We start from the raw sequence: 12,718 nt of genomic DNA on the forward strand, positions 1-12,718 counted from the left end.
AGCTCCACTTCATCGAATTCAAACCCATCAGGAGATTCACCGATGCCTATCATCAACAGCCAAGTAAAACCGTTCAAAGCCACTGCATTCCAGAACGGCGCGTTCGTCGACGTTTCTGAAGCTGACTTTAAAGGCAAGTGGTCTGTCGTGTTCTTCTACCCAGCCGACTTCACTTTTGTATGCCCGACCGAACTGGAAGACCTGGCTGACAACTACGCCGAGTTCAAGAAACTGGGCGTCGAAATCTACGGCGTGTCCACCGACACCCATTTCGCACACGCTGCATGGCACAACACCTCGCCAGCCATTGGCAAGATCCAGTACCCACTGATCGGCGACCCGACTCACCTGCTGTCGCGTAACTTCGACGTTCTGATCGAAGAAGCAGGTCTTGCTGACCGTGGCACCTTCGTGATCAACCCAGAAGGCCAGATCAAAATCGTTGAGCTTAACGACGGCGGTGTTGGTCGTGACGCTACCGAGCTGCTGCGCAAAGTCAAAGCCGCTCAATACGTTGCTGCTCACCCAGGCGAAGTTTGCCCAGCCAAATGGAAAGAAGGCGAAGCGACTCTGGCTCCGTCCCTGGACCTGGTTGGCAAGATCTAAGTCGATGAATCGGCTGGGGGCTTTGAGCTCTTGAGCAAGTAAACCGCATCGCCCCTAAAAAACGCCCGGGCGACCATCGCCTGGGCGTTGTTTTTTCTACCCTCTTAAAAATGGAAATCGCCCGCATGTTGGACGCCAATCTTAAAGCCCAGTTGAAGTCGTACCTGGAACGGGTCACACAACCGATCGAGATCGTCGCGTCCCTTGATGACGGCGCGAAATCCCAGGAAATGCTGGCATTGCTCAACGACGTGATCAGCGTTTCGAAAGACATCACCTTGAATGACAGCGGCACCGACGTGCGCACTCCGTCGTTCTCGCTCAACAGCCCCGGGAAAAACATCAGCCTGCGTTTCGCCGGCATCCCGATGGGCCACGAATTCACCTCGTTGGTGCTGGCGCTGCTGCAAGTTGGCGGTTATCCATCCAAGGCCAGCGCCGAAGCCATCGAACAGGCTCGCTCGCTGCAGGGCGAGTTCAGGTTCGAAACCTATTTTTCCCAGTCTTGCCAGAACTGCCCGGACGTCGTTCAGGCGCTGAACCTGCTGGCCGTGCTCAATCCAAACGTGCACCACGTCGCGATCGATGGCGCGCTGTTTCAGGATGAAGTGACCGAGCGGCATGTCATGTCAGTGCCGAGCATCTATCTGAACGGTGAGCTGTTCGGCCAGGGTCGCATGGGCCTGGAAGAAATTCTCTCCAAGATCGACACCGGTGCCGGTGATCGTCAGGCGGCGAAACTCAACGCCAAGGAAGCCTTTGATGTGCTGGTGGTCGGCGGCGGCCCGGCAGGCTCGGCGGCGGCAGTGTATGCCGCCCGCAAAGGCATTCGCACTGGTGTAGCGGCAGAGCGTTTCGGCGGTCAGGTGCTGGACACCATGGCCATTGAAAACTTCATCTCGGTACAACACACCGAAGGCCCGAAACTGGCCGTTGCCCTTGAAGAGCACGTCAAGCAGTACGAAGTCGACATCATGAACCTGCAACGTGCCGAGCAGTTGATTCCCGGTACGGGCGGGGCGCTGCACGAAGTGAAATTCGCTGGCGGTGCCAGCCTCAAGACCAAAACCGTGATTCTGGCGACCGGTGCACGCTGGAGGGAAATGAATGTCCCTGGCGAGCAGCAATACCGGAACAAGGGCGTAGCCTACTGCCCGCACTGCGACGGCCCGCTGTTCAAAGGCAAGCGCGTTGCGGTGATCGGCGGCGGTAACTCCGGCGTTGAAGCGGCAATCGACCTGGCGGGTATTGTCAGCCACGTCACACTGCTGGAATTCGACGTGCAACTGCGTGCCGACGCTGTTCTGCAACGCAAATTGCACAGCTTGCCCAACGTAACCGTCATCACCAACGCACAAACGTCGGAAGTGACCGGCGATGAGCTGAAGGTCAACGGCCTGCGCTACAAGAACCGTCTGAATGGCGAAGAAGTGGCGGTAGCGCTGGAAGGCATCTTTGTGCAGATCGGCTTGCTGCCAAACACTGATTGGCTCAAGGGCACCATCGAACTGTCGCCACGGGGTGAAATTGTGGTCGATTCTCGCGGTGAGACCTCGATTCCCGGGATCTTCGCGGCCGGCGACGTGACCACCACACCTTACAAACAGATCATCATTGCTCTGGGCGAGGGTGCCAAGGCCTCTCTCAGCGCCTTCGATCACTTGATCCGCACGTCCGCCCCAGCCTGACGCTCGGGCAACAAAAAAGGCCTCATGAGCGATCATGAGGCCTTTTTTTGTCGCGTCAGTTCATCACAACGGGGTTGGCTGAATGATTTCAACCCAATACCCGTCCGGGTCTTTGATGAAGGCCAGGCTGTTCATGCGGCCGTCAGCCAGGCGTTTCTGGAAGTCCACGCCCAAGGTCTCGAAGCGCTCGCAAGCGGCGTGAACATCCGGCACCGAGATGCAGATGTGCCCGAAGCCACGCGGATCGGTATTGCCATTGTGATAGGCGAACGCCGGATCGTTTTCAGTGCCGTGGTTGTGGGTCAGTTCCAGGATGCCGGGGATCGACTTCATCCACTGATTGCGTTGTGCATCGTCGTCCGGGATCTGCTCCTTGTTCACCAGTGCCAGGAAGTACAGGCTGAATTCAGCTTCAGCGAAATCGCGTTTTTCCACCAGGCTGAAGCCCAGCACACGGGTGTAGAAATCCAGCGATGCAGTGATGTCTTTGACACGCAGCATGGTGTGGTTAAACACGAATTGCTGGGTCGCGGCTTCAGGCTTCGCTGTCACGCCGGGAAAGGTGTCGAGTGCTTGCAGGCTCATGGATAGCTCCGATTGAATGTTCGCAATGGGTCAAATGATACGGGGCGTGTCGCCAGATTGCCAAATTCCCGGTGGTCAAGCCGTCGCCGCTCTTGTTCAGGGCGGCATTGCGCGTCAGACTTTCCGACTCATGCCTTGTGGAAAATGGCCATCATGTTTATCCGGTTATACCGCGTATCAATGGCGGGCCTTTGCCTGTTGTTCGCTTCAGGCTTCGTTCAGGCGAACGATGCCATGATCACCTGGCCTGAAGGGTGGCAGATTGAAGCCATGCCTCCAGAAGCAGACGCAACTGGCAAGCCCGCTGCGCAATTCAGACAACGCGCGGTCAAGAACGATCAGGCGGGCAACCCGATGATGGTCATGGAGTTGACGCAATCGACTCTGGTAGCCGGGCATCAGGTCAACGTGGAGGGTGTTTTGCTGGAAATGCGCAAGGCTATTCAGGTGATGTTTGCCCGCAGTGGATTCCAAAGCGTCTGTACCCGAGCCCGGCAGGACACCTTAAGCCAGATACCCGCGCTGGAGACGACCTGTACGATTACCCAGAACGGGGTGCATGTGATGACTCAAACGTTGGTTGCCGCAGCCACCAAGGACATGGCCTGGTCGCTTTCCTACGCGGGATCCGCTGAAGGTTATGCAGCGACCAAGGAAGAAGCCCGCCGGATCCGCGACAGCGTGCGTATAGATGGCAGTCAGTAAGTGCGGCTGGGACAAAATTCAGGCAAAAAGAAGCCCGCCGAAGCGGGCATTGGGGCGCTAATCCTTTAGCAGCCTCTATCCTGAGTGAACGGGTGTGAAAAATTCGTGAACCATTCGTTCAAAATTCGGAAGGCATCATGCTAAAAAATCAGAAGTTTCCGACAGATTAGAACGAAATAACTGACGAATTTCATTTCTTTATATCTTGGGTTTCTATCAGGCTATCGCTCATAACGAACAGATATTTAAAAACCTCCGTAGCGAAATGTGCGCTCGGCATTCGTCGATAAATTGAGTCGGACATGCCCATGGACTAATACGATAGTTCTAACGCCATGAAACGGTATTGAACGAACTTGAACGCTATCAAATGCTGTTTTTCGGACTCGATACCGCACATGTATTCGACGCTATTCATTGACGTCAATAAAAAAGCCCTGCAGAGCAGGGCTTTTTATATTCAATGGTTTCGCTCAAGCGCGAAGCCATGAATCGACGGTATCAATACCGTATTGCTCTTTCCAGGACTTCAGACCGCGATGATTTCCACCTTTGGTCTCGATCAGTTCGCCCGTGTGAGGGTTTTGATAAACCTTGATCACCCGTGCCCGGCGGCGCTTGGGCCCCGCAGGGGCGGCCTGGGCTGAGGAGCCTCTAGGGTCGAGGATTGCGATGATGTCACGCAGGCCCTTGTCATAGCTGCTCATCAAGCCCTGGAGTTTCTGCTCGAATTCAATCTCCTTTTTCAGTCCGGCATCGTTCTTCAAGGATTCCAGCTGTGCCAGCTGTTCTTGAAGGGCTTTTTCTGCTGCTCGAAACTCGGCAAGTCTAGACAAATAACATACTCCGACAGTGTAGTGGCTGTAACCCGCCAACAGCGCATCTGAAAAAAAGCGGTTGGCTGATTCGCTCGCGAGATGCATTACCCTGGGATCAGGTGCACAGCGCTTTGATGAACATAAAGCTGGCTGTCAGTCCCGTCCCGAAGAGAGGGTAGTTGCATCGGTTGCGTGTAAATCATGCACGTTTTTTTTCAGTTAGAAAATAGTCTGGAGATAATTAAGTATAAGTGCCTCTGATGAGGAATTGCCGATTTTTACCGGAGCTTGTGTTATTGCGTGAAGCGGGACGTAAGTAATTTCTGATATTAGAGTCCACCAGGAAAAGGTCGAGTGATCGTTCCGGCTTGCGTTGCGCAGCTTTTATAAGCCCTGCTGCAAGACTGGATCGTCCGGATTCTGCTGCTCCAGCTCGGCCAAAAGCACCTGGACCATCTGTAATTGGCCGTTTTCTTTCCAGTAATTAATCAGCAACACCCGAGCCCGTCGGTTTCCTGGCTGACGCTTGAGGATTTCAATCAATTGTTTTTGCGCGGCCTCCAATTGGTCCAGATCATGAAGCGCAACCGCCAGGTCGTAACGGTAGTCGTTGTTTTCCGGTTCCAGTTCCAAAGCCTTGGCCAGCCCCAATAGCGCGAATTCGGTCTGGTCGTGCTGCAGCAGCCACATGCCCAGGGCATGCTGGAGTCGCGCCGACTGCGGATGCCGCTCCAGAACTTGTCGGAACAGTTGCCGCGCCTTGTCGGTTTGCCCTTGTTTGTCGATGAGCTCGATCTGCGCCAGCGCGGCATCCAGGTTATCCGGTTCAAGGGTCAACGCTTGCTGCACGCTGGCCAGGGCTAGAACCGGCTGGCCCTGATGCATGGACAGTCGGGCCAATTGCAGTTGATTGGCGACGCTGGGTGGCTCGGTTTTCAATGTCACGGCGTAGTCTTCGGCGCTTTTTTCCAGCGCTGCGTAATAAAGCCCCAGATCATCAGGGGAAAGCCCGAGCAAGGCGCGGATTGCACTGAATCTTACCGCCGACTCTGGATCATCCAGCAGAGGTCCAAGCAACAAGCTGCGTTGGCTGGGTGAAACCATTGTCGTGGCCGCTGTGATAGCCGCCTGTCGTACCAGCGGCGAGTCGTTGTGCAGGTCGACACCCAGCAGCTTCAGGGCGTTGGGGCTGGGGTAGTTGCCCAGTTCGGCCAACAGGCTGGCGCGCCGGATATCCGACAGGTCCGTTCGTGCCAGTTGCTGATAGAGCACGCGAGCGGCGCCGGGCTTGCCGTTATGTGCCTGTTCAAGGGCTTCGGCATAGGTATGGGCCAGCGGGGTCGAGACGTTGTTCGACGGCGAGCCGCGCCAGGCGAGAAATCCGAGAATCAGCAGGACCGGCAGAAGGGCGAGCACGCCTCTATTCAACCAGCGACGTCGAGCAGTTACCTGAGAGGAAGAACCTGGTAAAGGCGATTTGGGCATACCGGTATCCAAGTCATGTCGGGGTGCAGCTTCGGGGAGTGATCGTCGACTGTCAAACGGCGCGGCATAAAAAAGCCCCGCGACCGGTCAGTCGCGGGGCTTTCACATCCAGCTATTGAGCTGCCTGATGCTGGATCAGGCTCGAGGTTGCCAACCACCGCCCATTGCCTTGTAAATCGCGACGATGCCACGGTACAGGTCGATTTCGGCTTGAGCCTGGGAATCTTCCGCAGACAGGCGCTCGCGCTCGGCATCGAGCAGGACCAGGAAGTCGGCAGTGCCTTCGCGGTACTGAATCGAGGCCAGATTCGCCGCCGCGCGACTCGACTCACTCTGACGAATGATCGAGAGCAAGCGTTGCTGGCGTTTGTCGTAGTCGCTGAAGGCGTTTTCCGACTCTTCCAGTGCCAGCAGCACTTGTTGCTCGTAATTGGCCAGCGCGCCTTCGGCATCGGCATCGGCACCGCGAATACGCGCACGCACGCTTCCCAGGTCGAACGCTGCCCAGGTAATGCTCGGTCCTAAAGCCCAAGCCTTGGCGGCCGAAGAACCGATCTGCGAGCCGCGTCCGGCGGTGAAGCCCAGGAAACCGCTGAGGCTGACCCGTGGGAACAGATCCGCAGTTTCCACGCCGATTCGGGCGGTGGAGGAGGCCAGTTGGCGTTCAGCGGCCCAGACGTCGGGCCGGTGACGCAGCACCTGAGTCGGATCGCCGATAGCCAGCTGCTTGGAAATGGCGGGCAGCTTCGACGGACTCAAGTCGACGCTGAGGGTTTCCGGCCGCTCACCCAGCAAGGTGGCAATCCGGTTACGCTGCCGGACTTGCTCGGCCTGCAATTGTGGAACTGAAGCTTCCACCGCCGCCAGCCGCGCATCGGCACGCACCACGTCCAGCTCGTTGCCGACGCCTGCATCACGCAGTTGCGCGGTGACGCCTCGGGAATCCTGTTGATTCTTGAGGTTGTCCCGGGCAATGCGTTCGCGCAGTTGAGCGCCACGCAATTGGCCATAAGCATCGACCACTTCGGCAGTCAGAGTCACTTGCAGGTCGTACAAATTGGCTTCGGCGACGTCCTGATCGGCGTTGCTGGCTTCCAGTTGACGCTGAATGCGCCCGAAAAGGTCGATCTCCCAGGCCATGTCCAGGCCCAGGTCATACCGTTCGCTGTGCACGCGCTGCTCGGTAATGCCCGGTTGTTGCCCTTTGGCCTGGTCACTGCTGACCCGGCTGGTGACGACCGGCATAGCGTCATTGCTGACGTCGTCACGGATCGCGCGGGCGGCCTTGAGCCGGGCGAAAGCAACGCGCAGTTCGCGGTTGCCGTTGATCGACTGAGCCACCAGTTTGTTCAGGGTCGGGTCATCGAATTGCTGCCACCAGATGGTATCCAGATGGCTGCGATCAAAGCTTCCCTGAGCGGCGGCCGCGACTTTGGCCGGGGCCGTGTCGGGCGTTTTGTAGTCAGGGCCGACAGCGCAGGCGGCGAGCGCCAGAACCAGCAGGCTGGGTAGAAACAGTTTTACGCTCATTGATGCGTCTCCAGCTTCAGCGCCTTGTCAGCCTTTTCAGCCTTGCGGGTTTCTTTACGTTCAACAAAGTTGCGGATCAGCACGTAGAACACTGGCGTCAGCAGCAAGCCGAAGAAGGTCACACCCAACATCCCCGAGAACACCGCTACACCCATGGCGTGGCGCATTTCGGCACCGGCACCGCTGGAGAACACCAGAGGCACAACGCCCATGATGAACGCGAAGGAGGTCATCAGAATCGGGCGCAACCGCAGCCGACAGGCTTCCAGTACCGCAGCCAGTGGCGTCATGCCTTCGCTTTGTTTGTCCTTGGCAAACTCGACAATCAGAATCGCGTTTTTACAGGCAAGTCCCACCAGCACGATCAATCCGATCTGGGTAAAGATGTTGTTGTCGCTGCCGGTCAGAATCACCCCGGTAATGGCTGACAACAGGGTCATTGGCACGATCAGGATCACCGCCAGCGGCAAGCTCCAGCTTTCGTACTGCGCCGCCAACACCAGGAATGCCAGCAATACGCAGAGCGGGAACACCAACAGCGCCGTGTTACCGGAGAGGATTTGCTGATAGGTAATCTCGGTCCATTCGTACGTCATGCCGTTGGGCAATTCATCCTTGAGCAGTTTTTCCATGGCTGCCTGAGCCTGGCCCGAGCTATAGCCTGGCGCTGCTGCACCATTGATTTCCGCCGTGATGAAACCGTTGTAATGCATGACCCGATCCGGGCCGGCTGTATTGGTCACGTTGATGAAGGTTGCCAGCGGGACCATTTCGCCCAGGTTATTGCGCACTTTTAGCTGACCGATCTGATCCGCATCCTGGCGGAACTGTTGTTCTGCCTGAACGTTGACTTGATAGGTCCGACCGAAGCGGTTGAAGTCGTTGGCATACAGCGAACCCATGTAAACCTGCAGGGTGTCGAAGATGTCGCTGATGGCAACGCCGTGGGTCTTGGCTTTTTCGCGATCGATCGCAGCATCGACCTGTGGCACGTTGACGGTGTAGCTGGTGAACAAGGCGGCCAGCTCAGGAACGTTGTGGCTTTTGGCGATTACGTTCATGGTTTCTTTGTACAGTTCGTCGTAGCCCAGGTTGCCCCGGTCTTCGATTTGCAGGCGGAACCCGCCGATAGTGCCCAGACCTTGCACCGGTGGCGGCGGGAAGATCGCCATGTACGCATCTTGAATTGCGCCGTACTTGCCATTCAGCGCCCCTGCAATTGCGCCGGCCGACTGGCTGGCGTCCTTGCGCTGGTCGAACGGCTTGAGCGTTACAAACACGATGCCTGCGTTCGGGCTGTTGGTGAACCCGTTGATGGACAAGCCAGGGAACGCAATCGCGCTCTCGACGCCGTCCTGCTTCAGGGCGATATCGGACATGCGCTTGATGACATCTTCAGTGCGGTCCAGGCTCGCAGCGTCTGGAAGTTGCGCGAAGGCCACCAGATATTGTTTGTCCTGGGGCGGCACGAAACCGGTTGGCGTGGTCGCAAAACCGAAATAGGTCAGCACCATCAAACCTGCGTAGAGAATCAGCGCGATACCACTGCCGCGGATCACGCGACCAACGACACCGACATAGCTGTTACTGGCTTTCTCAAACACCCGGTTGAAGGGCTTGAACAGCCAGCCGCCAAAAATCCGGTCGAGGAACCTGGAAAAGCGATCCTTGGGAGCGTCGTGAGCCTTGAGCAGCACTGCAGACAATGCCGGTGACAGCGTCAGCGAGTTGAAAGCCGAAATAACGGTCGAAATCGCAATCGTCAACGCAAACTGTTTATAGAACTGCCCGGTCAATCCAGAGATAAAGGCTGCCGGCACAAACACCGCGCAGAGCACCAGGGCCGTGGCAATGATCGGCCCGGTGACCTCACGCATGGCGCGCTTGGTCGCTTCGACGGGACTGTGCCCCAGTTCGATATTTCGCTCGACGTTTTCCACCACCACGATCGCGTCATCGACCACGATGCCGATGGCCAGTACCAGCCCGAACAGCGACAGCGCGTTGAGGGAGAAGCCAAACAAGTGCATCACAGCAAAGGTGCCGATCAGGGAAACCGGTACCGCTACCAAGGGGATAATCGACGCCCGCCAGGTCTGCAGGAACAGGATCACCACCAGAACCACCAGGATCAGTGCCTCGAACAGTGTATGAATCACCGCTTCGATAGAGCCCCGAACAAAGACAGTGGGGTCATAGGCGATGGCGTAATCCATGCCCTCCGGGAAGCCTTTCTTCAGTTCGGCCATTTTGGCGCGAACACCGTTGGAGATGTCGATAGCGTTGGAGCCAGGGCGCTGGAAAATCGGAATCGCCACGGCGGGCTGGTTATCCAGCAATGAACGCAAGGCGTACTGATTGGAACCCAGCTCGATCCGGGCAATATCACGCAGCCGAGTAATTTCGCCATCCGCGCCAGCGCGGATCACGATGTTTTCGAATTCCTCTTCGCTGACCAGACGCCCTTGGGTATTGATCGACATCTGGAAACTGGTCGCAGAAGGCGAGGGCGGCGCACCCAACTGGCCGGCGGCAACCTGCCGGTTTTGCTCGCGAATCGCGTTGACGACGTCGGTGGCGGTGATATTGCGCGAAGCGGTCTTGTTCGGATCCAGCCAGACTCGCAGCGAGTAATCGCCCATGCCGAACAATTGCACATCACCTACGCCGCCCAGGCGGGCCAACTCATCCTTGATATTAAGAATGGCGTAGTTGGACAGGTAGAGCATGTCGTAGCGTTTGTCCGGCGAGGTCAAGTGGACCACCATCGTCAGATCCGGCGAAGCCTTGTCCACCGTGATACCGATGCGCGTCACTTCCTCGGGAAGTTTCGGTTCGGTGCGGGTTACACGGTTTTGCACCTGTACCTGGGCGTTATCCAGATCAGTACCCAGCGCGAAAGTGATCGTCAGCGTGATCTTGCCGTCAGCGGTGGATTGCGAGGACATGTACAACATGTTCTCGACACCGGTAATGGCCTGCTCAAGCGGCGCCGCGACGGTTTCACCGATGACCTTCGGGTTGGCACCCGGGAAGTTCGCGCGCACCACCACAGTGGGCGGCACGACTTCGGGGTATTCGCTGATGGGCAACTGGAACAGCGAGATGGCGCCAGCGATCAGAATCATCAGCGACAGTACTGCCGCGAAGATGGGTCGCGAGATAAAAAATTGCGAGAAATTCATCTATTTAGTCCCTTAACCGCGTGGCGTAGCAGTGCTGGCGACTTTGACGGCCACTTTAGGCGGCGTCACTTGCGGCAGGTTGCTGGCTTCGAGGGCTTGGCGTTGTTTGAGAAGAGCGGCGAGGGTTTCAGCGCTGGCCATTTGCGTCATTTCCGGGTCCACAGGTTGACCGGGACGAACACGCTGCAGGCCTTTGACGACGATGGTGTCGTCTTTATTCAGTCCGCTGCGCACGATGCGCAAGCCTTCGACCTTCGGCCCCAGTTCAACCGGGCGATAAGCCGGTTTGTTGTCCTTGTCCATGACCAGGACAAACTTCTTGCCCAGATCGGTACCGACGGCTTCGTCGTTGATCAGCACCGCGGAATACGTGCCGCTGCCCACCAGCTTGAGCCGCGCATACAAGCCTGGGGTATAGCTGCCATCGGCGTTATCAAAGACGGCCCGACCACGAATGGTGCCGGTTTTCGGATTGACCTGGTTGTCGACGAAGTTCATCTGGCCTTCGTGGGGATTGCCTGTCTCATTGGACAGCCCCAGATATACCGGCGTGGTCTGGCCGCGTTGGCCCTTGCGTGCCAGGTCGGTGTACTTGAGGAATACGCGCTCGTCGGCGTCGAAGTAGGCGTAAACCTTGTCGGTGGACACAACGCTGGTCAAGGCCGTGACGTCAGCGGTCACGATGTTGCCGGCCGTAATTTCCGCACGGCTGACGCGTCCGCTGATCGGCGAGGTCACGCGGGTAAAGCTCAGGTTCAAACGGGCCAGATCAAGTTGGGCCTGGATAGCTGCGACGCCAGCTTTAGCTTCCTGAGCGCTGGTGGTCCGCGAATCAGCCAGTTCGGCTGAGATTGCGTTGTTGGTGCGCAGGCGTTCGCCGCGTTGAGCTTCATTGTCAGTACGGGTAGCCGTAGCGCGGACTTGCTGAAGCTGGGCTTCGAGACGGCGAACTTCAGACTGGAACGGGCGGGGATCGATCTGGAACAGCAAATCGCCTTTCTTGACCAGGGCGCCGTCGGTGAAGGCAACGGAATCTATCTGGCCGGAGACCCGAGGGCGGATTTCCACGGTTTCCGGCGCTTCGAGGCGTCCGGTGAACTCGTCCCATTCATTGATCGGTTGCTCCAGCACCTTGGCGACGCTGACTTTGGCAGCTGCCGGGGCCATCGTCGCTTCAGGCGCCCGACCGCAGGCGCTGATTACCACCAGGGCCAACGCGGCGAGTGGGTAGCGCAAATGATTGAATGTCTGAGCCATTGGAAAATCCGCCGATAGTATTGAGATGGGCGGATTCTGTTCTGAGGGGTGTTATTGCACGAATCGAATGAACCAAAGGTGAATATCATCCGGAATGATATTGACCGTCCTCCAACCGGTAACAATCGGAGAGGATCAAAGTGCCCGGCTTACCCCTGGATCACTCGGCTGAAAATCAGTCTGACAATTACTGCGGCCTGCCAGCCAGAGCCAGGCGGGCGCCGAACCCGATAAGTGCCGCTGCGAACGTCCAGCGCTGCACAGTCTGCATCACGGGATGCCGTTCTATCCAGTAGCCCAACGCTACGCCTGCCATCGAATAAATGAAATCGAACAGCAATCCGATCATCACCAGTACCACGCCAAGCAACAAGAATTGGCCGGGCACGCTGCCAGCGTCGGACTGGACGAACTGCGGCAACAACACTGAACAGAACAGCAGCGCCTTAGGGTTGGTGATATTCGTCAACAAGCCACGCCTGACGGCGGCAAGGTAGGCTTTCGATGATGCGTCGGTAGTTGCCACCGAGAGTTGCGGGGCAAGGGATGAGGCACGCGCCAGCTTGATTCCCAGCCAGACCAGATACGCCACTCCGACCGTTCTGACCAGCTCAAAAGCCCAGGGCACCGTTTTGAGGAGCGTCGCAAGACCTGCCGCTGCCAACGTGACGTGGGCCGCGCGCGCCAGACCCAGACCTATCGCGGTCGCTATTGCTTGTCCGCGTCCCTGGGTGCTGGAGGTCTGCAGCAACAACACCATGTCAGGCCCTGGTACGAGAAAAACGACGAACAGTGCGCCAATGAACATTCCAAGATTCGCCATGCCTGCAAGCCGCCCGCTATTCAATTAGGAAGACAG

10 protein-coding genes are annotated in these 12,718 nt (G+C 57.4%); 3 read left to right on the forward strand and 7 right to left on the reverse strand.

What is annotated here, in order from left to right; all coding sequences use genetic code 11:
• Positions 1–42 precede the first annotated feature (42 nt).
• Both ahpC and ahpF read left to right on the forward strand, forming a co-directional pair.
• Positions 43–606, forward strand: coding sequence for an alkyl hydroperoxide reductase subunit C (gene ahpC, locus CFII64_RS26235; protein WP_020293898.1), 564 nt, complete (start codon positions 43–45; stop codon positions 604–606).
• Positions 607–731: 125 nt separating this feature from the next.
• Positions 732–2,294 carry an alkyl hydroperoxide reductase subunit F gene (gene ahpF, locus CFII64_RS26240; RefSeq protein ID WP_020293899.1) on the forward strand — a complete coding sequence of 521 codons (1,563 nt, stop codon included), beginning with the start codon at positions 732–734 and terminating at the stop codon, positions 2,292–2,294.
• 63 nt (positions 2,295–2,357) lie between these two features.
• On the opposite strand, the gene gloA is transcribed toward ahpF, so the two are convergent.
• Positions 2,358–2,879 (reverse strand): lactoylglutathione lyase, encoded by a 522-nt coding sequence (gene gloA, locus CFII64_RS26245; protein WP_020293900.1) that lies wholly within the window; start codon positions 2,877–2,879, stop codon positions 2,358–2,360.
• Between the two features lie 153 nt (positions 2,880–3,032).
• Here gloA and CFII64_RS26250 point away from each other — a divergent pair, with 153 nt between their 5' ends.
• Complete coding sequence (locus CFII64_RS26250; RefSeq protein WP_020293901.1) at positions 3,033–3,584, forward strand: DUF4946 domain-containing protein; 552 nt, start codon at positions 3,033–3,035, stop codon at positions 3,582–3,584.
• 473 nt (positions 3,585–4,057) lie between these two features.
• On the opposite strand, the gene CFII64_RS26255 is transcribed toward CFII64_RS26250, so the two are convergent.
• The 6 genes from CFII64_RS26255 to CFII64_RS26280 form a co-directional block, all read right to left on the reverse strand.
• Positions 4,058–4,420 carry a histone-like nucleoid-structuring protein, MvaT/MvaU family gene (locus tag CFII64_RS26255; protein ID WP_044901731.1) on the reverse strand — a complete coding sequence of 121 codons (363 nt, stop codon included), beginning with the start codon at positions 4,418–4,420 and terminating at the stop codon, positions 4,058–4,060.
• A 366-nt stretch (positions 4,421–4,786) separates the two neighbouring features.
• Positions 4,787–5,887 carry a tetratricopeptide repeat protein gene (locus CFII64_RS26260; protein ID WP_044901703.1) on the reverse strand — a complete coding sequence of 367 codons (1,101 nt, stop codon included), beginning with the start codon at positions 5,885–5,887 and terminating at the stop codon, positions 4,787–4,789.
• A gap of 135 nt (positions 5,888–6,022) precedes the next feature.
• Entirely contained in the window at positions 6,023–7,417 is a 1,395-nt protein-coding gene (locus CFII64_RS26265; protein ID WP_020293904.1) for an efflux transporter outer membrane subunit, read from the reverse strand.
• Positions 7,414–10,602 (reverse strand): efflux RND transporter permease subunit, encoded by a 3,189-nt coding sequence (locus tag CFII64_RS26270; RefSeq protein WP_020293905.1) that lies wholly within the window; start codon positions 10,600–10,602, stop codon positions 7,414–7,416. Before CFII64_RS26270 ends, CFII64_RS26265 begins: the two co-directional genes overlap by 4 nt.
• Before the next feature lie 12 nt (positions 10,603–10,614).
• Complete coding sequence (mexE, locus tag CFII64_RS26275; protein WP_020293906.1) at positions 10,615–11,859, reverse strand: multidrug efflux RND transporter periplasmic adaptor subunit MexE; 1,245 nt, start codon at positions 11,857–11,859, stop codon at positions 10,615–10,617.
• A 187-nt stretch (positions 11,860–12,046) separates the two neighbouring features.
• Positions 12,047–12,682: a LysE family translocator gene (locus CFII64_RS26280; protein WP_044901704.1), complete on the reverse strand. Its 636-nt coding sequence runs from the start codon at positions 12,680–12,682 to the stop codon at positions 12,047–12,049.
• Positions 12,683–12,718 lie beyond the last annotated feature (36 nt).

This window comes from Pseudomonas sp. CFII64 (assembly GCF_000416235.1).
Lineage (GTDB): Bacteria > Pseudomonadota > Gammaproteobacteria > Pseudomonadales > Pseudomonadaceae > Aquipseudomonas.